Annotated in this window: 22 protein-coding genes; 14 read left to right on the forward strand and 8 right to left on the reverse strand. The window is 69.1% G+C overall.

Annotation, left to right across the window (positions count from 1 at the left end; all coding sequences use genetic code 11):
- Nucleotides 1-63: 63 nt before the first annotated feature.
- Nucleotides 64-1,160, forward strand: a protein-coding gene (locus BC358_RS06125) for an IS3 family transposase (RefSeq protein WP_256861428.1) whose coding sequence is annotated in 2 segments (ribosomal slippage) — nucleotides 64-316 and nucleotides 316-1,160 — 1,098 coding nt in all. Because the reading frame shifts where the segments join, the coding sequence is not laid out codon by codon here.
- 157 nt (nucleotides 1,161-1,317) lie between these two features.
- On the opposite strand, the gene BC358_RS06130 is transcribed toward BC358_RS06125, so the two are convergent.
- The 4 genes from BC358_RS06130 to BC358_RS06145 all read right to left on the reverse strand — a co-directional run bounded on the left by BC358_RS06130 (nucleotide 1,318) and on the right by BC358_RS06145 (nucleotide 6,594).
- Complete coding sequence (locus BC358_RS06130; RefSeq protein ID WP_079365137.1) at nucleotides 1,318-2,535, reverse strand: efflux RND transporter periplasmic adaptor subunit; 1,218 nt, start codon at nucleotides 2,533-2,535, stop codon at nucleotides 1,318-1,320.
- Nucleotides 2,532-4,901 carry an ABC transporter permease gene (locus BC358_RS06135; RefSeq protein ID WP_079365138.1) on the reverse strand — a complete coding sequence of 790 codons (2,370 nt, stop codon included), beginning with the start codon at nucleotides 4,899-4,901 and terminating at the stop codon, nucleotides 2,532-2,534. The genes BC358_RS06130 and BC358_RS06135 overlap by 4 nt, the downstream gene beginning before the upstream one ends.
- Before the next feature lie 10 nt (nucleotides 4,902-4,911).
- Nucleotides 4,912-5,661 carry an ABC transporter ATP-binding protein gene (locus tag BC358_RS06140; RefSeq protein ID WP_079365139.1) on the reverse strand — a complete coding sequence of 250 codons (750 nt, stop codon included), beginning with the start codon at nucleotides 5,659-5,661 and terminating at the stop codon, nucleotides 4,912-4,914.
- Between the two features lie 63 nt (nucleotides 5,662-5,724).
- Nucleotides 5,725-6,594 (reverse strand): LysR family transcriptional regulator, encoded by an 870-nt coding sequence (locus BC358_RS06145; RefSeq protein WP_079365140.1) that lies wholly within the window; start codon nucleotides 6,592-6,594, stop codon nucleotides 5,725-5,727.
- A gap of 89 nt (nucleotides 6,595-6,683) precedes the next feature.
- On the opposite strand from BC358_RS06145, the gene BC358_RS06150 reads away from it, so the two are divergent.
- Together BC358_RS06150 and BC358_RS06155 are read left to right on the forward strand one after the other, a co-directional pair.
- The gene (locus BC358_RS06150; protein WP_256861435.1) at nucleotides 6,684-7,406 is read left to right on the forward strand and encodes an AzlC family ABC transporter permease; all 723 of its coding nucleotides are present in this window, start codon (nucleotides 6,684-6,686) and stop codon (nucleotides 7,404-7,406) included.
- 25 nt (nucleotides 7,407-7,431) lie between these two features.
- The gene (locus BC358_RS06155) at nucleotides 7,432-7,704 is read left to right on the forward strand and encodes an AzlD family protein (RefSeq protein WP_256861436.1); all 273 of its coding nucleotides are present in this window, start codon (nucleotides 7,432-7,434) and stop codon (nucleotides 7,702-7,704) included.
- A 6-nt stretch (nucleotides 7,705-7,710) separates the two neighbouring features.
- On the opposite strand, the gene BC358_RS06160 is transcribed toward BC358_RS06155, so the two are convergent.
- Both BC358_RS06160 and BC358_RS06165 read right to left on the reverse strand, forming a co-directional pair.
- A complete protein-coding gene (locus BC358_RS06160; protein ID WP_079365141.1) occupies nucleotides 7,711-9,693 on the reverse strand; it encodes an acyltransferase family protein in 1,983 nt (660 codons plus the stop codon).
- Nucleotides 9,694-9,747: 54 nt separating this feature from the next.
- Nucleotides 9,748-10,644: a LysR family transcriptional regulator ArgP gene (locus BC358_RS06165; RefSeq protein WP_079365142.1), complete on the reverse strand. Its 897-nt coding sequence runs from the start codon at nucleotides 10,642-10,644 to the stop codon at nucleotides 9,748-9,750.
- 73 nt (nucleotides 10,645-10,717) lie between these two features.
- On the opposite strand from BC358_RS06165, the gene BC358_RS06170 reads away from it, so the two are divergent.
- The 3 genes from BC358_RS06170 to BC358_RS06180 are packed head-to-tail and all read left to right on the forward strand — an operon-like array spanning nucleotide 10,718 to nucleotide 12,611.
- On the forward strand, nucleotides 10,718-11,410 hold the full coding sequence (locus tag BC358_RS06170; protein WP_179130021.1) for a LysE/ArgO family amino acid transporter: 693 nt from the start codon (nucleotides 10,718-10,720) through the stop codon (nucleotides 11,408-11,410).
- Between the two features lie 29 nt (nucleotides 11,411-11,439).
- Nucleotides 11,440-11,970, forward strand: coding sequence for an FMN-binding negative transcriptional regulator (locus tag BC358_RS06175; RefSeq protein ID WP_066158213.1), 531 nt, complete (start codon nucleotides 11,440-11,442; stop codon nucleotides 11,968-11,970).
- 5 nt (nucleotides 11,971-11,975) lie between these two features.
- Nucleotides 11,976-12,611, forward strand: coding sequence for an FMN-binding negative transcriptional regulator (locus BC358_RS06180; RefSeq protein WP_079365143.1), 636 nt, complete (start codon nucleotides 11,976-11,978; stop codon nucleotides 12,609-12,611).
- Between the two features lie 32 nt (nucleotides 12,612-12,643).
- On the opposite strand, the gene BC358_RS06185 is transcribed toward BC358_RS06180, so the two are convergent.
- Nucleotides 12,644-13,303 carry a glutathione S-transferase family protein gene (locus BC358_RS06185; RefSeq protein ID WP_079365144.1) on the reverse strand — a complete coding sequence of 220 codons (660 nt, stop codon included), beginning with the start codon at nucleotides 13,301-13,303 and terminating at the stop codon, nucleotides 12,644-12,646.
- Between the two features lie 135 nt (nucleotides 13,304-13,438).
- On the opposite strand from BC358_RS06185, the gene BC358_RS06190 reads away from it, so the two are divergent.
- Nucleotides 13,439-14,332, forward strand: coding sequence for a DMT family transporter (locus tag BC358_RS06190; RefSeq protein ID WP_079365162.1), 894 nt, complete (start codon nucleotides 13,439-13,441; stop codon nucleotides 14,330-14,332).
- Nucleotides 14,333-14,368: 36 nt separating this feature from the next.
- Here the strand turns inward: BC358_RS06190 and BC358_RS06195 are convergent, their stop codons facing one another.
- Nucleotides 14,369-15,313, reverse strand: coding sequence for a LysR family transcriptional regulator (locus BC358_RS06195; protein WP_079365145.1), 945 nt, complete (start codon nucleotides 15,311-15,313; stop codon nucleotides 14,369-14,371).
- 108 nt (nucleotides 15,314-15,421) lie between these two features.
- Here BC358_RS06195 and BC358_RS06200 point away from each other — a divergent pair, with 108 nt between their 5' ends.
- The 7 genes from BC358_RS06200 (at nucleotide 15,422) to BC358_RS06230 (ending at nucleotide 20,668) form a co-directional block, all read left to right on the forward strand.
- Nucleotides 15,422-16,354 (forward strand): ketopantoate reductase family protein, encoded by a 933-nt coding sequence (locus BC358_RS06200; RefSeq protein ID WP_079365146.1) that lies wholly within the window; start codon nucleotides 15,422-15,424, stop codon nucleotides 16,352-16,354.
- Between the two features lie 14 nt (nucleotides 16,355-16,368).
- The gene (locus BC358_RS06205) at nucleotides 16,369-16,779 is read left to right on the forward strand and encodes a VOC family protein (protein ID WP_079365147.1); all 411 of its coding nucleotides are present in this window, start codon (nucleotides 16,369-16,371) and stop codon (nucleotides 16,777-16,779) included.
- A gap of 3 nt (nucleotides 16,780-16,782) precedes the next feature.
- A complete protein-coding gene (locus tag BC358_RS06210) occupies nucleotides 16,783-17,250 on the forward strand; it encodes a MaoC family dehydratase (protein ID WP_066158452.1) in 468 nt (155 codons plus the stop codon).
- Nucleotides 17,250-18,473, forward strand: coding sequence for a CaiB/BaiF CoA-transferase family protein (locus BC358_RS06215; RefSeq protein ID WP_179130022.1), 1,224 nt, complete (start codon nucleotides 17,250-17,252; stop codon nucleotides 18,471-18,473). Before BC358_RS06210 ends, BC358_RS06215 begins: the two co-directional genes overlap by 1 nt.
- A 9-nt stretch (nucleotides 18,474-18,482) precedes the next feature.
- Nucleotides 18,483-19,304 (forward strand): shikimate dehydrogenase, encoded by an 822-nt coding sequence (gene aroE / locus BC358_RS06220; protein WP_079365148.1) that lies wholly within the window; start codon nucleotides 18,483-18,485, stop codon nucleotides 19,302-19,304.
- 53 nt (nucleotides 19,305-19,357) lie between these two features.
- The gene (locus BC358_RS06225; protein WP_079365149.1) at nucleotides 19,358-20,041 is read left to right on the forward strand and encodes a TetR/AcrR family transcriptional regulator; all 684 of its coding nucleotides are present in this window, start codon (nucleotides 19,358-19,360) and stop codon (nucleotides 20,039-20,041) included.
- 93 nt (nucleotides 20,042-20,134) lie between these two features.
- Nucleotides 20,135-20,668, forward strand: coding sequence for a TRAP transporter small permease (locus BC358_RS06230; protein ID WP_179130023.1), 534 nt, complete (start codon nucleotides 20,135-20,137; stop codon nucleotides 20,666-20,668).
- Nucleotides 20,669-20,680 lie beyond the last annotated feature (12 nt).

Genomic DNA, 20,680 nt, shown 5'->3' on the forward strand with positions numbered 1-20,680 from the left:
TGAAGTCCCCTTGAAAACCTGAACCACCCGGAAGTAGAGAATTCCCCAAGACGGAGTCTCTACATGAAGAAATCCAGATTCAGCGAAGCGCAGATAGTCGGCATCCTCAAGGAGGTCGAGATGGGTGCCAAGGTCGGCGAGACGTGCAGGAAGCACGGCGTGAGCGAGCCGACCTACTACAAGTGGAAGAGTCAGTTCTCTGGCATGACGGTCTCGCACCTGGCGCAGCTTCGGCAACTGCAGGACGAGAACGCCAAGCTCAAACGCATGTATGCCGACCTGGCGCTCATGCACCACGCGCTCAAGGACGTTGTCGACCGAAAGCTCTGACCCCGGAGCGTCGCGAGATGGTCGTTCAAGCCCTCATGGCCGAGCACGGCATGAGCGAGCGCCGAGCCTGCCAGGCCAGCGGCATTGCCCGCTCCACACTGCGCTACCGACCCATTGCGCGCGACGACTCCGGGGTCATCACCTTCATCCAGATGCACATGGCGCTCAACCCGCGCCACGGCTTTGGCCTGCTTTACGACAGTGCCCGCCACCAAGGCAAGCCCTGGGGCAAGACGGTGCTTTGGCGCGTGTACTGCGAGCTGCGGCTGAACCTGCCACGGCGCGGCAAGAAGCGTTTGCCGGCGCGCATCAAGCAACCGCTGGAGGCTGCTGGCCAACCCAATCAGGGTTGGAGCTGCGACTTCATGGCCGATGCACTGTGGTCCGGCAGGCGATTCAGGACCTTCAACGTCATCGATGAGTTCAACCGCGAGGGCCTGCGTATCGAGGTCGACACCAGCCTGCCGGCAGCCCGTGTCATACGTGCCTTGAATGAGCTGGTGGAAGTGCGCGGAGCGCCGCTGTCGATTCGCCTGGACAACGGCCCGGAGTTCATCGCTCACGCTCTGTCCGAATGGGCGAAATCCAAGGGCATCGCGCTCAATCACATCCAGCCAGGAAAGCCCACGCAAAACGCCTATGTCGAACGATTCAACAAGACCTACCGAACCGAGGTGCTGGACTGCTATGTCTTCGAGTCATTGCAGGAGGTGCGTGATATGACGGCCGACTGGCTGCACCGCTACAACCACCAGCGCCCCCATGAATCTCTCGGCCGAATCCCACCGGTCGAGTACCGTGTCAAACTGTTCCCCAACCTCTACTTCTGACTGGCTCAGGAATTCGAGGGGACTTCAAACCCAGTTGCACGTGGGCGGCTGTCATTTATCCAGGTATATGCGTGACCCGTGAAACCCTGAAGCCCCGTTCATCCGGTGACCTTGACGTTATCAATCGTCTGAGAGGCCCCGTTCGGGTCTAAACCTGTCACGCAGTCCGGCTCTTCACCGGCTGCCCATCCTTCATCCCGCTCCCCGGATAAAGAATCACCGTCTCCCCCGCCTTCAGCCCGTCCTTCACCCAGGCGCTGTCGGCATTGCGGTCGCTGAACGTCACGGTCCTCGCGCGGGCCTTGCCGCCCTCCACCACGAACACCTGCCAGCCCTCCCCCTGCCTCACCAGCGCGGCCGAGGGCACGAGCAGCGCACCGTCTTGCGCTGACACGGTGATGCGCGCGTCGACGCGGAAGCCGTCGCCGAGCTTCTGCAGTTCTTCCGACGGCGCCTTGAGCGCGACGGTGACGTTGACGCGCTGTTCTTCGATGCCCAGGGCCGAGGTCTTGGTGAACGCGACCGGGTCCACGCGCGCCACCTGCCCGGCCAACGGCGGCTGGTTGCGGCCGGTGGACAGTTGCACCGCGGCGCCCGCGGCGATGCGCGGCGCGTCGCCGGAGAGCACGTCGATCACGGCCTCCATGGCGCCGGTGTCGCCGATTTCCAGCAGCGGCGCGCCGGCCTGCACGGGTTCGCTGCTGTCCTTGTGCAGCTTGAGCACGCGGCCGTCGACCGGGCTCTTGAGCGACCACAGGCCCTGTGCAGCGCCGGACGGCTCGGCACGGCCGAGCGCGGCGCGGGCTTCGCTGGCGGCGTGGCCGGCGGCGGCCTGTTCGGCTTGCGCGGCTTTCAGGGCCTGGGCTGCGGCCTCACGCGCCAGGCGGCTCTGGTCGCGGGCGGACGGGGCGATGAAGTTGTCCTTGGCGAGCTGCGCGGAGCGTTCGGCTTCGAGCGTGGCCTGGGCCAGCGCGGCCTGGGCGCGCTGCACGTTGGCGCGGGCGGCGGCCACGGCGGCGTCGGCGCTGCCCACGCGCTGCTGCAGCACGCTGCGGGTGCGTGCGTCGATCATGCCGGGCGCATTGGGCGTGAGCACCGCGACCACGTCGCCGGCCTTCACCGCGTCGCCCACCTTGAGCGTGGGCCGCTGCAGCTGCGCGGCCGTGGGCGCGGTGACCAGGTAGCGCTGCTGCAGGCGCAGCTGGCCGTCTTCCTCGATCACCTGCTCGAAGCGGCCTTCGGCCACGGTGGCGGTTTCCACGTCCAGCGGGCGCGGGCGGTAGGAGGCCCAGAGGATGGCGGCCAGGGCCGCAAAGGCCAGTCCGCCGATGAGCCAGCGGCGTTTTTTCGCCGCTCCGTTGTTCGACTTGTTCATTCGCGTACCTTCAAGACAGAGACCAGATCCAGACGGTCGATGTGGCGGCGCACCAGCAGGGCGCTGGCCACACCGGCGGCCAGCACGATGAGCGCGGCCGAGGCGTAGGTGGACGGTTCGATGACCACCGGAAAATCGATCGCGTCGCTGGCCATGAGCTGCATCATCAGCGTGGCCAGGCCCCAGCCGGCCAGTGCGCCCAGCGGCAGCGCGACCAGCAGTTCGGCCGCCAGCTCGGCCAGCAGCAGCACCGAGACCTCGGCCCGCGTCATGCCCAGCACGCGCAGGCTGGCCAGTTCCCACGCGCGTTCAGACAGGGAAATGCGCGCCGCGTTGTAGATGATGCCCACCGCCATGGCCACGGCGAACAGCGTGAGGATGCCGCTGAACACGCCCATGTTGCGTTCGGTGCGGTGGTTGAACTCGGCCATGGAGCTGGCCTTGTCGAACACCGAGTTGATGCCGGGCGCCGCCTTCACCGCGGCCCAGAAGGCGGGCATGGCAGCGGGATCCACCTGCAGCGCGGCGTCGGCCACGCCGTCGCCATCGCCGGCCAGGCGGTTGAGGGTATCCAGGTTCATGTAGAGCAGCTGGCCGAACATGGTGCGTGCGATGTCGACCACCTCCACTTCCACGCTGCGGCGGTTCCACAGGCGGAACTGCAGTGTGATGCGGTCGCCCACCTGGGCGCCGATCTCGCGCGCCAGCAGGCCCGAGAGCACCACGCCGTGGGCCGGCAGGGCCAGCGCGCCGCGGTCTTCGTCCACCAGGCGCATCAGCTTCGCGTTGCCGCGCAGGGCCATCACCGCCGTGTCGTTGCTGCGCCCGCGCAGCGTCACCTTCACGGGTTCGGTGCGGTAGACCTCGGCGTCGAGCACGCCGGGCAGGCGCTGCAGGTCGCGCACCACGGTCACGGGCACCGGCCGGTGGAAGTTGACCAGCACGTCGCCCTGCTGCACCTGGCGGAACTGCACGTCCACGATGTGGGCGATGGCGTCGAGCCAGAAGGCGCCCGAGATCTGCAGCGCGACGGCCAGCGCGATGCCGGTGACGGTGAAGGCGGCGCGCAGCGGCCGGCGTTCGAGGTTGCGCACCACCATGCGCGCGCTGGTGGACAGGAAGCGCCCCAGGCCCAGGCGCTCGACCAGCGTGGCGGTGTAGGCCGGCGGCGCGGGCGGCAGCATGGCCTGCGCCGGCCGCAGCCGCACCACGGCGTGGATGGCGGTCCAGGTGCCGGCGGCGGCGGCCAGCCCGGCGATGGCGGCCGAGAGCAGGACCAGGGTGGTGTCGGTGGCGTAGGCCAGGCGGTTGAAGCGGAACACCTCGTCGTACAGGCTGAGCATGCCTCGGCCGATCAGCTGGCTCAGGCCCAGGCCCACCACGACGCCCAGCCCGGCGATGACCAGCGCGAGCTGGATGTAGTGCCACGCGATGGCACCGTCGGTGTAGCCCAGGGCCTTGAGCGCGGCGATCTGGCTGCGCTGCGTGGCCACCTGGCGGCTGAGCACCACGTTGAGGATGAACATGGCCACAGCCAGGAAGATGGCCGGCAGCACCGTGCCCATGACCTTGAGCTGCGCCAGTTCGTCGCTGACGATCTTGGTGGAGAGCTGCCGGTCGCGCCCCACCGCGCCGATGCTGCCGTAGGGTTCGAGCAGCCGGTCCAGCGGCGTGAGCACGGCGCGTTCAGGAACACCGGCTTCGAGCCGCAGCGCGGCCTGGTTGAACGCACCCTGCATGTCGAACAGCTCGGTCATGCGGGCGCCGTCGATCCACCAGATGCCGAAGCCCGTGTCGTCGGGCGCGCCGCCTTGCGAGGCGAACACGTATTCGGGCGTGGCGGCCGTGCCCACCAGGTGGATGCGCTCGCGCCGGCCGTTGAGGATGGCGTGCACCACGTCGCCGGGCTTGAGCTGACGGGCGGCGGCGAAGCGGTCGCTCACCAGGGCTTCGAGCTGGGCGCCGCGCTCGGGCCAGCGCCCCTGCTTGAGGCTGAGCGCGTTCAAGCCCTGGCGCCCGGCCTGCGCGGCCGACAGGTCCAGCCCGATGAAGCGGCCGGTGACCGGCTGCACCACTTCGGGCAGGTCCACCTGGGCGTCGAACACCACTTCGAGCTTCACCTCCGCCACGCCGGGAATGGCGCGGAGGCGCTCGCCCAGCGACACCGGCGCACGCTTGATGCCGGCGAACAGGTCGGCCAGGCGGTTGTCGGCGTAGAAGGCGTCGCGCGAGGTCTTGAGCGAGTCGTGCACCGCGAACATGCCGACGAAGCCGGCCACGCCGATGGCCACCACCACCGCAATGGTGACCACCTGCGCACGCAGGCGCCTGAGGTCGCGCCAGAGCTTCGTATGAAGGGTGCTCATCTCAGAGCGCTCACCACCGCAGCGTGGACGCGGCCACCTTGTGCGGGTTCACATGGGTTTCGACGATGCGGCCGTCGGCCAGGCGCAGCACGCGGTCGGCCATGTCGGCGATCGGCGCGTTGTGCGTGATGACCACGGTGGTCGTGCCCAGCTCGCGGTTCACGCGTTCGATGGCCTGCAGCACCATGACGCCGGTGGCGCAGTCCAGCGCACCGGTGGGTTCGTCGCAGAGCAGCACGGCCGGGCGCTTGGCGATGGCCCGCGCAATGGCCACGCGCTGCTGCTCGCCGCCCGAGAGCTGCGAGACGAAGTGGTGGCGCCGCTCGGCCAGCCCCACCAGGGCCAGCGCCTCGGCCGGGTCCATCGGGTCCTCGGCCAGGTCGGTCACCAGGGCCACGTTCTCCTCGGCCGTCAGGCTGGGGATGAGGTTGTAGAACTGGAACACGAAGCCGACGTGCTCGCGCCGGTAGCGCGTCAGCTCGGCGTCGCCCGCGCCGATGAGCTCGTGCACCTGCCCCTCGTGTGTCCAGCTGGCCGAGCCGCTGGTGGCCGTGTCCAGCCCGCCCAGGATGTTGAGCAGCGTGGACTTGCCGCTGCCCGAGGCGCCCAGCAGCACCACGAACTCGCCGCGCACGATGTCCAGATCGACGCCGCGCAGCGCGTGCACCGCCGTGTCGCCCTCGCCATAGGTCTTGGTGAGGGCGCGGGCGGTGAAGACGGAGCCGGCGCCGGGTTGGGAAACGGGATCGGAAACGGTCATGGCGCTATGTTCGCGCAAACGGGTCACAGCTGGCTGACATGCGTCAAGGCACCTTGCAGGCCCTCAGCCCGCCGCCGACTGCCGCAAGGTCTTCACCAGCAGGTCGTGCAGGCCGTCCACCGCCTTGTTGCCGCGCGACTCGCGGCTGCGGTAGACGCCCACCTCCATCGGGATCAGCGGGCCCAGGCCCTGCTCGGCGCCCAGCACCTGCAGGTGCGGCGGCGCGCTGCATTGCGTGAGCACGGCCACGGCCAGGCCGCTGTCCACCGCCGCGATCTGCCCGGCCAGGCTGGAGCTGTTGTAGACCACCTTGTAGCGCCTCCCCTGTTGCGCCAGCGACTGGATGGCGCCGCGCCGCGCGAGGCTGGCCTCCTCGTACACCGCGATCGGCAGCGGGTCGCGCCGCCACAGCTCGAACTGCGCCGAGCCGACCCAGACCATGGGTTCGTGGAACAGCAGGGTGCCGCGCCGCGCGTGGTCGCGCGAGACCAGCGCCAGGTCCAGCTCGCCACGCGCCACGCGCGGGATCAGTGATGGCGACTGCTCGCAGTGCAGCTCGATCTCGACCCCGCTGTGCTTGGGCGCGAAGCGCTTGAGCACCGGCGTGAGGTATTTCGCGGCGTAGTCGTCGGGCACGCCCAGGCGCACGCGGCCGGTCAGCTCGTCGCCGTGCAGCGCGGCCTGCGCCTCGGCCTGCAGGTCGAGCATGCGCCGGGCGTAGCCCAGCAGGGTCTGGCCGTCGGGTGTGAGCTGCAGCTTGCGCGGCCCGCGCTCCAGCAGGCGCCGGCCTGCCGCGTCCTCCAGCTTCTTGAGCTGCATGCTCACGGCCGACTGCGAGCGGTGCACCTCGCCGGCCGCGGCCGACAGCGAGCCGGCGTCGACCACCGCCACAAAGCATCTGAGCCAGTCGATCTGCAGATCCTGCGGGGTCATGGGCGGCGTCCTTGCATGCGGTTATCGAATGGAAACGATGTGAATTTTGCGCTTTTCGGGATTCATGAAACCCGGCACAGTCTCGCCCCATGACCACAACCGATGACCTCCGCTCACAAAGTGCCCTCACCCGCCGGCTGGTGTGGGCCGGCTTTCGCGAGATGCTGCCGATCGCCCTGTTTGTGCTGGTGTTTGGCGCGGCCTTCGGCCTCGCGGCCCTGCAGCAAGGACTGAACACCCCATGGGCGGTGCTGATGAGTTCGGCCGTGTTCGCCGGCGCGGCGCAGTTCGCGGTGCTGGACCTGTGGGGACCGCAGGTGCCGCTGCTGCCCCTGGCGCTGACCGTGTTCGCCATCAATGCGCGCCACCTGCTGATGGGCGCCACGCTCTACCCCTGGCTGCGTCAGCTGCCGCCCGCGCGGCGCTATGGCGTGATGGCGCTGGCGTCGGATTCCAACTGGGCGCTCGCCATGCAGGCCCTGGGGCGCGGACAGCCGGGCCTGGGGCTGCTGCTGGGCGGTGGCCTGGCGCTGTGGGTGTTCTGGATCATCGGCACCGTGCTGGGCACGCAGGTGGGCAGCCTGATCGCCGACGCGCGGCGCTGGGGCCTGGACATGGTGATGGGTTGCTTCCTGCTCGCCATGGTGGTGGGTGGCGAGAAGAACCTGCGCATGCTGCTGATCTGGGTGGCGGCGGGCGGCGCGTCGATCGCGGCCTGGCACTGGCTGCCGGAGAACAGCCACGTGGTGACCGGCACGCTGGCCGGCGGCTTGCTGGGCCTGCTGTGGAAGGAGAAGAGCGATGAGCGTTGAATCCACCGGCTGAGGCACCCTGCTGATCGTCGCCGTGATGGCGCTGGTGACCCTGGCCACCCGCTGGGGCGGTGTGTTCGTGATGTCCTACGTGCCCATCGGGCCACGCGTGCGGCGCTTCATCGCGGCCATGTCGGGCTCGGTGCTGGTGGCCGTGCTGGCGCCGATGGCCGCGCAGGGCGACCTGGGCGCCCGCGCGGCACTGGCCACGACCGCCCTGGTGATGCTGGTGCTCAAGAAGCCGCTGCCGGCCATTGCGGCCGGGATTGTCGCGGCGGCCCTGTTCAGGCAGTTCTGAGCGCGCTCAGGGCTTGAGGATCAGCGGCGCGATCTGCTCGACGTAGTACTTCACCGCGGGCAGCGTCAGGTGCCCGTAGTCGTAGCTCAGGGGCACCGAGGACCCGGGCTCCATGCGCGTGAGGCAGCCCTGGCGGTTGCAGAAGTAGTCCATGCCGGAGATGAACTCGATGCCCATGGCCTTGGCGCGTTGGCGCATCTCGGCGGTGGCGGCCTTGACGTGGGGGTCGAGGTACTCATCACCCAGGCGCAGCGGAATGCGCTGCTGCTCGCGCCACACCTTCAGCAGCAGCTTGGGCAGGTCTTCGCGCCAGTAGGGCACGGCGCCGAGCAGCACGATGCGCTTGACGCCGGCCTTCTTGAGCTCGGCCACGGTGGGTTCCAGGCCCGAGGTGTCCTTGTAGCGGCCTTTGACCTTGCCCTCGTGCCACCACGCATAGAGCACGACGATGTCGGGCTTGCTCTCGCGGATGACGCGGATGGTGTCGTCGTTCAGGCTCTTGCACAGCGGGCGCGGGTCGATGCCCAGGATGGGCGGGCAGATGGCCGCGGTGCGTTCGCCCAGGCCGAAGCTGTACTTGCCGCTGTCCTGCAGCGCCTTGAAGCCCGGGTAGAGCGAGCCGGCGTGCGAGTCGCCCCAGAGGAAGACCAGCGGGCGCTTCTGCTCGACGCAGAAGGGTTTGTAGTGGCTCGCCGGCAGCTTGTAGTCGAGCATGCAGTCGCCGTCGCGCCAGCCTTCGATGATGGCGGGCCGGCCGCCCTTGGACGAGAGCGTCTTGAGCAGGGCCTGGATCTGTTCGGGCGTGCCGTCCTGCCCCGGCTGGTTGGCCGCCAGGCGCTGCAGCCGCTCGGGCTGGCCGTCCTGCTTGTAGATGGTGAAGCCGGTCAGGCCCGTCATCGCCACCCCGGCACTCAGCGCCACGGTGGTGAAGCGCCACTGGCGCCAGTGGCCGAAGCGGATCGGCGTTTCCACCAGCCGGTAGGTCAGCCAGGCCAGCAGCACAGCCAGCAGCACCCAGCCGACCTGGTGCAGCGCCGGAGGCACGCCGCCGTTTTCGATGTGCGGGTAGGCCAGCAGCGGCCAGTGCCAGAGGTAGAGCGGGTAGCTGATCAGACCGATCCAGACCATGGGCTTGCTCGACAGCACGTAGCGGTTGAACCAGCCGCGCGGGCCGGCGGCGATCATCAGGCAGGTGGCCAGGGTGGCGGCAAAGGCCCAGCCGCCAGGAAAGCGGCGTTCGGGGTCGAGCTTGACCATGACGGCGGCCATCAGCACCACACCGGCGGTGGAGAGCCATTGCACCCGGGCTCCGGCATGCTGCACCGTGGTGCCCGGTGCGGGGCGGCTGGCGGCCAGGAAGGCGCCCATCATCATTTCCCAGAAGCGCCCCAGCGGGTTGTAGAAGGCCGGGTTCGGATCGTCGAGACGCACCAGCCAGAGGTTGAACGCCAGCGAGGCCAGCAGCAGGGCTGCGATCCAGATCCGCTTGGGCTGGCCCACGCGGTGCAGCACCACCAGCACCAGCGGCCAGAACATGTAGAACTGCTCCTCGATGGCCAGCGACCACAGGTGCAGCAGCGGCTTTTCGACCGCCGAGGCGTCGAAGTAGCCGGCCTCCTGCCAGAACGCAAAGTTGGACACGAAGAAGCTGCCCGCCAGCGCGTGCTTGCCCACCGCCTTGTATTCCAGCGGCGAGAGCACGAACCAGCCGTAGGCCAACGTGGACGCCAGCACCAGGAACAGGGCCGGGAAGATGCGCTTGACGCGCCGCGCGTAGAAGTCCGCGAAGCTGAAGCGGTTGCGGGCCAGGTTGTCCAGGATGATCGAGCTGATGAGGTAGCCCGAGATCACGAAGAAGATGTCCACACCGACGAAGCCGCCCGGGAACAGCTCGGGAAACGCGTGGTGGATCACGACGGCAGAAACGGCGATGGCACGCAGGCCATCGATGTCGGAGCGGTAGTTGTCTGCGTGTGGCAGGTGGGACATGTAACAGGGTCGGGGAACAACAGGGGGCGCAGCATCCTAACAAAGGACGCCGGCTCACCCGGGCCGCAGGGCCTCCCGCGCGGCGGCCACCATCCGCCGGGTCAGCCCGTCGAGCAGGCCGGATGCCGCCCGCGCCGTCTGCCAGTACAGCGGCACATCCAGCGGCGTGCCGGGCGCCAGCTCCACCAGCGTGCCCTCGGCCAGGTGGGGCTCGATCATGCCCTGCGGGAACATGCCCCAGCCCATGCCGGCCAGCGCGGCGGTGACGAAGGCGTGCGACGAGGGCAACGTGTGCCGCGGCAGTTCCACATGGCGGTGGCACAGGCGCCGCACCCAGCCGGCCTGCAGCTCGTCCTTGGTGTTGAACAGCAGGCTGGGCGCCTGGGCCAGGCTGCCTGCGCCCACCCCCTGCGCAAAGTGCTGTGCCACGAACGCCGGGCTGGCGGCGGCCAGGTAGCGCATCACGCCCAGCGGCTGGCTGTTGCAGCCGGTGGCCGGCCGCGCGGTGCCGGTGACGGCGGCCACCACCGCGCCGGTGCGCAGCCATTCGGCCGTGTGGTCCTGGTCGTCCACGCTCAGCTCCACCAGCACCGGCGCCTCGGCCGCGAAGGCGGCCAGCGCGGGCGCGAACCAGGTGGCCAGGCTGTCGGCGTTGACGGCCACCGGCAGATGGACCCGCGCCCCACCCTCGGGCGCGATGGCGGGCAGCGCGTCGGTCAGCTCCGCCTCCAGCAGGCGCACGCGGTCCATGTGCTGGCACATGCGGCGGCCGGTGTCGGTGGGCCGGCAGGGCTGGCCGCGCACCACCAGGGCGCAGCCCACCCGCTCCTCCAGCAGGCGGATGCGCTGCGAGATCGCCGAGGGCGTGACGTGCAGCGCGCGCGCCGCGCGATCGAAGCTGCCCTCGCGCACCACAGCGGCCAGGGCGTTGAGGGCGGCGTAATCGAGCATGGATTCAGTTTCTCTAAAGCAGATGAAGGAAAGACAGTTTGTCTTCATCCACCAGCACTGGCAAGCTCGGCCCATGTTGTCCACGTCTTTCGCCCAGGCGCTGCCCGTGTTCGTGCAGGGCCTGCTGCTCTGCTTCGGTCTCATCGTCGCCATCGGCGCGCAGAACGCCTTCGTCCTGCGCCAGGGGCTGCGGCGCGAGCATGTGGTGCCGGTGGTGCTGTTCTGCGCCCTGGCCGACGCGGCGCTGATCAGCGCCGGTGTGCTGGGCATGGCCCAGGCGCTGGGACGGCGCCCGGTGTTTGCGCAGGCCATGGCGCTGGCGGGCGCCCTCTTTCTGGCCTGGTACGGCTGGCAGGCGCTGCAGCGGGCCCGGCTGTTCGGCCCCCACGCTCCACCGCAAAGCGGGTCGCTGCCCCCCGGGGGGGCTGATCCGGCTTGGGGCGGCCCGGCGCCGGATCGGCTCTCTCGGGGCGCCGCGATGGCCCAGGTGGCGGCGTTCACCCTGCTCAACCCGCACGTCTACCTGGACACGGTGATGCTGATGGGCAGCATCGGCGCCCAGCAGCCGGCCGGCCTGCGCGGCTGGTTCATCGCCGGCTCCAGCCTCGCCAGCCTGGTCTGGTTCTGCGGCCTGGGCTTCGGCGCGCGCTGGCTGGCGCCGCTGTTTGCAAAACCCCGCGCCTGGCAGGTGCTGGACGGCCTGATCGGCCTGACCATGTGGGCGCTGTCGGTGCTGCTGCTGCGGCACGCGCTGCAGGGCAGCTGAGCCCGGCCGGCACCGCCCTCTATCTATATATGTACGTCCCCCCGCACCACCGCTTCGACGACCGCGCCGCGCAGCTCGACCTCATCGACGCGCACCCGCTGGGCACCTGGGTCTGCCTGGGCGCGGACGGCCTGACCGCCAGCCACCGGCCCTTCGTGCTGGACCGCACGCGCGGCAACCACGGCACACTGAGCGTCCGGATCGATCCGGACGACGCCGGGGGGCGCGCGGTGCAGGCCGGTGCCCCCTCGCTGGTCGTGTTTCATGGACCGCAGGCCTACATCTCCCCCGGCTGGTACCCCGGCAAGGCGGAACACGGCCGCGTGGTGCCCACCTGGAACTACGTGGTGGTCCATGCCCATGGCGCCGTGCGGTGGACCGCCGATGGTGCGGGCATCGAGATCGCCATCCAGCGACTGGAAGGCAAGCTCAAGGCCAGCCAGGACGAAGCGCGCGCCGACCGCGAAGGCACCGTCGTGGGCCTCACCGCCTCGGGCTCCGAGGCCGCACGCACAATGGCTGCACTGGTGCAGCACGCACTGAACACATCGCCCCACTGACCACCATGTACCTGCCCACCGCCTTTGAAGAACAACGCCCGGAAGCCCTGCACGCACTCATGCAGGCGCACCCGCTGGGCACCCTGGTCACGCACGGCCCCGACGGGCTGGACGCGAACCACATTCCCTTCGAACTCGACACCGCCGTCGGACCACACGGGCTGCTGCGTGCCCACGTGGCGCGCGCCAACCCGGTGTGGCAGCAGGCGGCCGACACCGAGGTGCTGGTGGTCTTCCGGGCCGCCGACGGGTACATCTCGCCCAACTGGTACCCGAGCAAGCCCGAGCACCACAGGCATGTGCCGACCTGGAACTACGCGGTGGTGCACGCGCACGGCGTGCTGCGCGTGCGCGACGACGAGCGCTTCCTGCGCGGGCTGGTGGCGCGGCTGACGCGAGAGCACGAGGCGCGCTCGCAGCAGCAGAAGCCCTGGAAGATGGGCGACGCGCCCACCGACTACATCGACGGCCTGCTCAAGGCCATCGTCGGCCTGGAGATCGAAGTCTCCCGGCTGGTGGGCAAGTACAAGCTCGGCCAGAACCGCGAGGAGCGCGACCGCCTCGGCGCCGCGGCGGGCCTGGAGGGCCTGGGGAACGTGGAGGCCGCGAAGGCCATGCGCGAGGCAGGAACCCCTTCCTGATCCGCCGGCACCATGCGCGCCGTGGCTGAGGCTCAGTCCCTGTCCGGCGCACCCAGCGGAAAGAGCGCCCGGTAAGGCCGCGCTTCGTCCACCGCGCGGGCGAACGACGGGCGTGCCAGCAGGCGCGTGCGGTAGGCGCGCAGCAACGGGTGCGCCTCGGCGATCGGGTGCACCCAGTCGGCGTAGAACAGCGAAGGTGCTGCGGCGCAGTCGGCCAGCGTGAACGCATCCCCCGCAGCCCAGGTCTTGCCGGCCAGGTGCCCTTCGAGCCAGGCGTAGGCCCGCTCCAGCCGTTCGCTGGCGATGGCCCGCCCCTTGTCGACCGTCATCGGGTAGCGCTGCAGCGCGGTGTCCACCGCCAGCTGCACCGCACTCATCACGTACAGATCGAAATACCGGTCGAGAAAGCGCACGTCCAGCGCGGCCATCGGGTCGGCAGGCAGCAGGCGCACGGGGCCGGGGTGGACCAGCTGCAGGTATTCGATGATCAGGCTGGTCTCGACGATCTGGCGTTCTCCGTCCAGCAGCAGCGGGAACCGGGCGATCGGCCAGCGCCGCAACCAGTCGACCGTGTGCTCAGGTGTGTCGGGCCCGATGCAGCGAAATTCAAACGCTGTGAAGTTCTCGTACAGGGCGACGAGCGCTTTCTGTGTGTACGAAGAGAAGGGGTGACCGTAGAGGACGAGCGGCATGGTGTGACCTGCGAAGGACGACCGTCGGTGGACTGGCCTGCGCCGCCACTGTAGCGGAGCGGGCGCGACGCACACCTGTTCACCCTGTCGGTCACAGGACAGCCCGGCGAAGTGTTCAGCCCCACAATCGGCGCGGTGAAAACACGCCACTTCGCGCAGCTCGTCGCACTCTCGGCCCTCTGGGGCGCCTCCTTCATGTTCATCCGCATGGCCGCGCCGGTCATGGGGCCCTGGGTACTGGCCGCCGGCCGGGTCGGCCTGGCCGCCCTCACCCTGGTGCTGCTGATGTCGGTGCTGCGCCACGCCTGGCCCTGGAAGGAGTGGCGCATGCTGGCAGTGATGGCGCTGCTGTCCGTCGCGGCGCCGTTCATGCTCTACGCCTGGGCCGGCCTGTACCTGCCGGCGGGCTACAGCGCGCTGCTCAACACCACGGCCGTGCTGTTCGGCACGCTGTCCTCGGCCTGGTTCAAGGAAGACACGCTGACCGCCCGCAAGCTGCTGGGCTGCCTGATCGGCTTCATCGGGGTCGGCCTGATCGTGCGGCTGGGCCCGGTGCCGCTGGACGGCACCACCCTGGTCGCGGCCCTGGCCTGCGTCTGCGCCGCCGCCTGCTACGGCCTGGCCACGCCGGTGATGAAGCGCGCCACCGCGCGCATGCAGCCGCTGTCCATCGCCGCGGGCATCCACGTGATGGCCCTGGTGCTGGTGCTGCCGGGCGCGGCCTGGCAGTGGCCTCAGGCCCGCTTCACCGGCGCCACGCTGGCGGCCACCGCGGTGCTGGGCATCGTCACCTCGGGCCTGGCCTACTGGGCGCACCTGCGCATCATCCGCAACGTGACGCCGGTGGCGGCCATGAGCCCGGTGTTCATGATCCCGGTGTTCGGCGTTGCGTGGGGCCACCTGTTTTTGGGCGAGGCGCTGTCGCCGGGCATCTTTGCCGGCGGGGCGCTGGTGCTGGTGGCCTCGGCGCTGGTGACCGGGTTCAACCCGCTGCGCCGCATCTTCGGCGTCACCGACCCGGCCCCCTGAGCGGCCCCACGGGATCGGCGCACCGAAGGGCCTGCCTCACCGTGGCACCTCCGTGCCGTGGGCCGACATCACCCGGGTGGTGTCCATGAACAGCTCGGCACACACCCCGCGCAACCAGCGGTTGGCCGGGTCGTGCTGAAAGCGGGCGTGCCAGTGCTGCTTGACCACAAAGGTGGGGATCGGCACGGGACACGGCAGCACCTGCAGCCCCGCCGACCGGGCCAGGGTTTCGCCGATGTGGCGAGGCAGCGTCGCCAGCAGGTCGGTGGTGGACAGGATGGCCGACAGGCCCAGAAAGCCCGGCAGCTTCAGGTTGATCTGCCGCTCCACGCCCCGCTCGGCCATGGCTTTTTCCAGCAGCAGCTGGCCGGTGCCGGAAACGATGCCCACATGGGCCTCGCGCCGGTACTGCGCCAGCGTGAGGCGCCCCTGGAGGCGCGGGTGCCGGGCGTTGGCCAGGCACACCCAGTCCTGGATGAACAGCGCCTGCTGGAAGAAGCCCGCGTCCAGCCGGGGGATGAGCCCCAGCGCCAGATCGGCCTCGCCCGACTCCAGCGCCTGCGCGATGCCCGGGTGGAGGGCCGCCGCCTCCAGCTGCACCTGCGGCGCAAGCGCACGCACGTGGCTGAACAGGCGCGGCAGCAGGGTGATGTGGCTCGCGTCCGTCATGAAGATGCGAAAAGCGCGCCGGGCCGTCGCGGGGTCGAAGCCCGCCTGCGCCTCGGAGAGGCGGCGCAGCCCGTCGAGCACCTCGCGCACGGTGCCGATCAGCGCCTCGGTGCGCGGTGTGGGCTGCATGCCCTGTGGCGTGCGCACGAACAGCGGGTCGCCCAGCTGCTCGCGCAGGCGGCCCAGCCCGATGCTGATGGTGGGCTGGCTCTGGCCCAGCAGCTCGGCGGTGCGGGTCACGCTGCGGGTGCTGTGCAACGTGTCCAGCAGGCGCAGCAGCCGCAGGTCGATCAGCGGAATGTCCGGGTTCATGAGGCCTCTTGCGTATTGATGAATGCAATGAAGTGTATTGAATCCATTCGATAGACGACATGGAAGCAGACACCCAGAATCCGCCCCATTCCACAACGGAGACGGACAGTGAAGATCGCGGTTCTGGGCGCAGGCGCCCTGGGTTGTGCCATCGGCGGCACCTTGGCGCAGGCCGGCAACAGCGTGGTGCTGATCAACCGCCATCCGGCCCAGGTGGACGCCATCAACACCCGCGGCCTGGTCATGCGCACGCCCGATGGCGAGCAGGTGGTCCGCACCGTCACCGCCGCCACCAGCGCCGCGGGACTGGCCCCGGTGGATCTGGTGATCGTGCTCGTCAAGTCTTTCCACACCGAGGCCGCCATGTCGGCCGCCACCGCGCTGGTCGGTCCACAGACCACGGTGCTCTCGCTGCAGAACGGCCTGGGCCATGAAGACGTGCTGGCGGCCATCGTGGGACGCGAGCACGTGCTGGCCGGCAAGACCTACGTGGGCGGCGTGATGCTGGCGCCGGGCCACATCATCAGCGGCACCGTGGGCAAGGAGACGCTGATCGGCGAACTCGACGGCCGCGTCAGCGAACGCGCACAGCGCATCGCCGCCACCTTCACCGCCGCGGGCCTGGCCACCACCGTCAGCGACAACATCGTCGGCACCATGTGGGACAAGCTGCTGATCAACGTCTCCACCGGCGCACTCAGCGGCATCACGCGCCTGCCCTACGGCCCGCTCTACGAGATTCCCGAGATCGAGGCCACCGCGGTGGCCGCGGTGCAGGAAGCCATGGACGTGGCCGCCGCCAGCGGCGTGACGCTCAGCTTCACCGACCCCCGCCAGGCCTGGCGCAAAGCCCGCGCCGGACTGCCGGCCGACTTCAAGACCTCGATGCTGCAGAGCCTGGAAAAAGGCTCGGTCACCGAGATCGACTTCATCAACGGCGCCGTGGTGCGCTGGGGCCAGCGCTGCGGCGTGCCCACCCCCGTCAACCAGACCCTGGTCGCCTGCATCAAGGGCATAGAACGCGCCCTCAACGCCCACTGAAACCCACGCCCACCATGAGCACACCCTTCGCGCCCCCCACCCGCGCCTACGTCGAACACGTGGCCATCCGTGTCCAAGACATCCACTGGCACATCCGCTTCTTCTACGAGGTGCTGGGCATGGATGTGCGCGAGATCGACGGACCGACCGACGACCCGCGCCAGTACTGGACGCTGGGCGGCCTGCAGCTGATGGCCACGCCCGGCTTCGAGGCGCCGCCCAGCAACGACGCCGGCTGGCTGGCCCATCTGGGCGTGATGGTGGACGACCTGGAGGCGGCCCTGAAGGCCGCCGAACCCTGGGGCGTGAAGGCCCTGCCGCAAGGGCGCAACTGGCTGCAGCTGCCCGACGGACTTGCCGTGGAACTCATCCAGGCCGCGCCCGGCAGCGTGGCCGCGGCCCTGGCTGTCCAACCCCGGGGCTGAACCATGACCACACCCACCACACCCGAAAAGTACTGGGACGATGCCCGCGAAGGCGACGAGTGCATCAGCCCGACCTACACCGTCACCAAGGAACGCATCCTGGCCTATGCCGACCTCACCGGCGACCACACGCCGGTGCACGTGGACGAGGCCTACGCCAACGCCAGCCACTTCGGCTGCATCGTCGCGCACGGCCTGTTCGGCCTGTCCATCGCCGACGGCCTGAAGACGCAGAGCGAGTACCGCTTCCTGCCCGGCATGTCGCTGGGCTGGACCTGGGACTTCCTGCTGCCGATCAAGGTCAACGACGTGCTGCACGTGAAGTTCCGCGTCAGCGGCCTGCGCGCCAGCAAGAGCCGTCCGGGCTGGGGCATCGTGGTGCTGCCCAGCGAACTCATCAACCAGCACGGCCAGGTGGTCCAGAAGGGCGAACACCGCCTGATGATTCCGCGCCGCCTGGGAGCCTTCTGATGCAAGCCCTGCCCCTCACCGGCATCCGCGTCATCGACTACAGCCACTTCCTGGCGGGCCCCTACGTGGGCCGCTGCCTGGCGGCCCTGGGTGCCGAGGTGATCAAGGTCGAACGACCCGGCAGCGGCGACGCCGGCCGCCAGCACGCCCACATCATCGACGACCAGCAAAGCGGCTACTTCCTGCAGCTCAACATGGGCAAGCAGGGGGTGAGCGTGAACATGAAGGACCCGCGCGGCAAGGCCTTCATGCAGCAGCTGTGCGACAGCGCCGACGTGTTCATAGAGAACTACCGCCCCGGCGCGCTGGACAAGCTCGGCCTGGGTTATGCCGAACTCTCGGCCCGCAACCCGAAGCTGGTGTATTGCTCGATCTCGGCCTACGGCCACACCGGGCCCGATGCGCACCGCGCCGGCTTCGGCCTGATCGCCGAGGCCAAGAGCGGCATCATGCAGATGGTGGGCACCCCGGGCGAGGCGCCGCCGCTGCTGCGCATCTCGCTGGGCGACATGTACACCGGCATCCACGCGGTGGCCGCCATCAACGCCGCCCTGCTCGGCCGCGTGAGCAGCGGCAAGGGCCAGCACATCGACATGGCGCTCTACGACACGCTGGTGTCCATGCACGAGTACGCGGTGCAGTGCTACACGCTCTCGGGCGGCACGGTGCTGCCGCAGCAGACCGGGCACGACATGCCGACCTCCACGCTGTATGGCGTGTTCCGCGCGCAGGACGGCGACCTCGTGATCGCGGCGCAGGTGGACGATGCCTGGAAACGTTTCGCTGCGCTGGTGGAACAGCACGGCGGGCCGGCCGGCTTCGGCGCCGATGCGCGCTTTCACGACGCCAGCGGACGCAACGCGCACCGCCTGGAGATCCTGGCCGTGGTCAAACCCTGGGTGGCGGCGCGCACCGTGGCCGAGGTGCTGGCCCTGCTCGACGGCATCGACGTGCCTTCGGCCAAGGTGCAGCGCATCGACGAGGTGCTGGCCGATCCGCAGATCCAGGCGCGCGGCATGGTGCTGGAGCAGCAGCACCCGCACTACGGCACGCTGCGCCTGCCCAACCTGCCGTTCCGCTTCTCGGACTGCGACACCAGCGCGCCCATGCAACGTGTCGCGCCCGACCTGGGCCAGCACAACGCCGACGTGGCCCGCTCGCTGGGCTACAGCGACGCCGACATCGCCACCCTGCAGGCCGACGGGGTGCTGTTCACGAAGTAAGGAGACACCATGTCAGACGCCTACGCCGTCATCGGCAACCCCATCGGCCACACCAAGTCGCCCCTGATCCACGGCCTGTTCGCAGAGGCCACCGGACAGGACATGGTCTACACCGCCATCGAAGGGCGCATCGGCCAGTTCGCGGCCGACATGGACACCTTCCGCGCGGCCGGCGGACGGGGCATGAATGTGACTGCGCCGTTCAAGCTCGACGCCTTTGCCTGCGCCACCGAGCGCTCGCCGCGCGCGCAGATGGCCGGCGCCGTGAACGCACTCCGGTTCGATGGCGAGCGCGTGATCGCCGAGAACTTCGATGGCGTGGGCCTCACGCGCGACGTCGTGCACAACCTGGGTCACCCGCTGAACGGCAAACGCGTGCTGGTGCTGGGCGCGGGCGGTGCGGCCCGTGGGGCCCTGCTGCCTTTTCTGGCCGAAGGGCCAGCCGGGCTGGTGATCGCCAACCGCACCGTGTCCACAGCCGAAGCGCTGGCAGAGGCGGCGAGCGCACACGGCCGGGTGGTGGCCTGTGGTTACGGCGACCTCGAAGGCCTGGAATTCGACCTGGTGTTCAACGCCACCTCGGCCAGCCTTCGCGGCGAGCTGCCGCCGGTGCCCGCCACGGTGTTCGCGCCGGGGGCGCTGGCCTACGACCTCGCCTACGGCAAAGGGCTCACGCCCTTCCTGCGCCTGGCGCAGCAGGCCGGCACGAAGCAGCTGGCCGACGGCGTCGGCATGCTGGTGGAGCAGGCCGCCGAGGCCTTCGCCTGGTGGCGTGGCGTGCGCCCCGACACACGCGCCGTCATCGACCGACTGACCGTGCCCCTGGTCTGAACGGAACACACACCGAAGTCGCCTGATGAGCCACCTGACCCTATACTGCCGGAATGAACGAACCAGTACATTCCCGGAGGCAGGTGGTTCGCGGCAAGGCCCACGAGGCCAAGGCCACCACCCGCACCAACGACCCCGAACGCACCATGGCCAACATCCTGGAGGTGGCCATGAAGGAGTTCGCCGAGAAGGGACTGGCGGGCGCGCGCATCGACGAAATCGCCGACGAGACGCACACCTCCAAGCGCATGATCTATTACTACTTCCAGAGCAAGGAAGGCCTGTACCTGGCCGCCCTGGAAGAGGCCTACCGGCGGGTGCGCACCACCGAGAGCGAGCTCAATCTCGACGACCTGGACCCCGAATCCGCGCTGCGCCGGCTGGTCGAGTTCACCTTCGACCACCATGCGGGCAACGAGCCCTACATCCGCATGGTGATGTCGGAGAACATCAACCGCGGCCAGTTCCTGGCCCAGAGCAAGAGCATCCAGGCGCTCAACCTCAAGGCCATCTCGGCCATCGAGAAGCTCTACGCGCGTGGTGTCGAACAAGGCATCTTCCGCCCCGGCCTGGACCCGATCGACATCCACGCCTCGATCTCCGCGCTGTCGTTCTTCAACGTCTCCAACCGCCACACCTTCGGCCTGATCTTCAAGCGCGACTACACCTCGCCCACGATCGCCACGCACCGCCGCGCGTCCATCGTCGAGATGGTCGTGCGCTTCGTCAAAAAGTAGCGCCTCCGGCGACCGGATCTCTAGGGTAATCCCTGATATATGAAAAACTAACCAGTTCGTACATTACGAACTCCAACGATTCGGAGACACCCCTTGGTCCAGAAACTCATCAACGGCTACTGCCGGCTGCTGGCCGTGCTCATGGTCCTGTCGCTCGCGGCGATGGTGGTCATGGTGTTCGGCAACGTGGTCATGCGCTACGGCTTCAACTCCGGCATCACCCTCTCGGAAGAGCTTTCGCGCTGGCTGTTCGTGTGGATGACCTTCCTGGGTGCCGTGGTCGCCATCAACGAGCGCGGCCACCTGGGCACCGACTCGCTGATCTCGCGCCTGCCGGTGGCCGGGCAGAAGTTCTGCCTGGGCCTGTCGCTGCTGCTGATGCTGTTCATCTGCTGGCTGGTCTTCAAGGGCTCGCTGGAGCAGACCAAGATCAACTGGGAGTCCACCAGCGCCGTCATGGAAACCTCCATGGGCTACTTCTACGCCAGCGGCGTGGTCTTCGCCGTGCTGGCCGCCCCCATCCTGCTGCTGAACCTGGTGCGCCTGGTCACCGGTCAGATGCCCGACAGCGAGCTGATCGGCATCCGCGAGTCCGACGACATGCCGCACGGCGACCCGCACCCCTGATCAGCGCCAGGA

This window comes from Hydrogenophaga sp. H7 (assembly GCF_002025745.1).
GTDB lineage: Bacteria > Pseudomonadota > Gammaproteobacteria > Burkholderiales > Burkholderiaceae_C > Hydrogenophaga > Hydrogenophaga pseudoflava.

Bases quoted from the DNA above. Each gene is read 5' to 3' on its own strand.
- BC358_RS06175 (WP_066158213.1), top strand. From the start codon at position 11,440: ATGTACGTCCCCCCGCACCACCGCTTCGACGACCGCGCCGCGCAGCTC.
- BC358_RS06180 (WP_079365143.1), top strand. From the start codon at position 11,976: ATGTACCTGCCCACCGCCTTTGAAGAACAACGCCCGGAAGCCCTGCAC.
- BC358_RS06170 (WP_179130021.1), top strand. From the start codon at position 10,718: ATGTTGTCCACGTCTTTCGCCCAGGCGCTGCCCGTGTTCGTGCAGGGC.
- BC358_RS06225 (WP_079365149.1), top strand. From the start codon at position 19,358: ATGAACGAACCAGTACATTCCCGGAGGCAGGTGGTTCGCGGCAAGGCC.
- BC358_RS06135 (WP_079365138.1), bottom strand. From the start codon at position 4,901: ATGAGCACCCTTCATACGAAGCTCTGGCGCGACCTCAGGCGCCTGCGT.
- BC358_RS06195 (WP_079365145.1), bottom strand. From the start codon at position 15,313: ATGAACCCGGACATTCCGCTGATCGACCTGCGGCTGCTGCGCCTGCTG.
- BC358_RS06210 (WP_066158452.1), top strand. From the start codon at position 16,783: ATGACCACACCCACCACACCCGAAAAGTACTGGGACGATGCCCGCGAA.
- aroE (WP_079365148.1), top strand. From the start codon at position 18,483: ATGTCAGACGCCTACGCCGTCATCGGCAACCCCATCGGCCACACCAAG.
- BC358_RS06150 (WP_256861435.1), top strand. From the start codon at position 6,684: ATGACCACAACCGATGACCTCCGCTCACAAAGTGCCCTCACCCGCCGG.
- BC358_RS06145 (WP_079365140.1), bottom strand. From the start codon at position 6,594: ATGACCCCGCAGGATCTGCAGATCGACTGGCTCAGATGCTTTGTGGCG.
- BC358_RS06160 (WP_079365141.1), bottom strand. From the start codon at position 9,693: ATGTCCCACCTGCCACACGCAGACAACTACCGCTCCGACATCGATGGC.
- BC358_RS06140 (WP_079365139.1), bottom strand. From the start codon at position 5,661: ATGACCGTTTCCGATCCCGTTTCCCAACCCGGCGCCGGCTCCGTCTTC.
- BC358_RS06205 (WP_079365147.1), top strand. From the start codon at position 16,369: ATGAGCACACCCTTCGCGCCCCCCACCCGCGCCTACGTCGAACACGTG.
- BC358_RS06130 (WP_079365137.1), bottom strand. From the start codon at position 2,535: ATGAACAAGTCGAACAACGGAGCGGCGAAAAAACGCCGCTGGCTCATC.
- BC358_RS06165 (WP_079365142.1), bottom strand. From the start codon at position 10,644: ATGCTCGATTACGCCGCCCTCAACGCCCTGGCCGCTGTGGTGCGCGAG.
- BC358_RS06185 (WP_079365144.1), bottom strand. From the start codon at position 13,303: ATGCCGCTCGTCCTCTACGGTCACCCCTTCTCTTCGTACACACAGAAA.
- BC358_RS06215 (WP_179130022.1), top strand. From the start codon at position 17,250: ATGCAAGCCCTGCCCCTCACCGGCATCCGCGTCATCGACTACAGCCAC.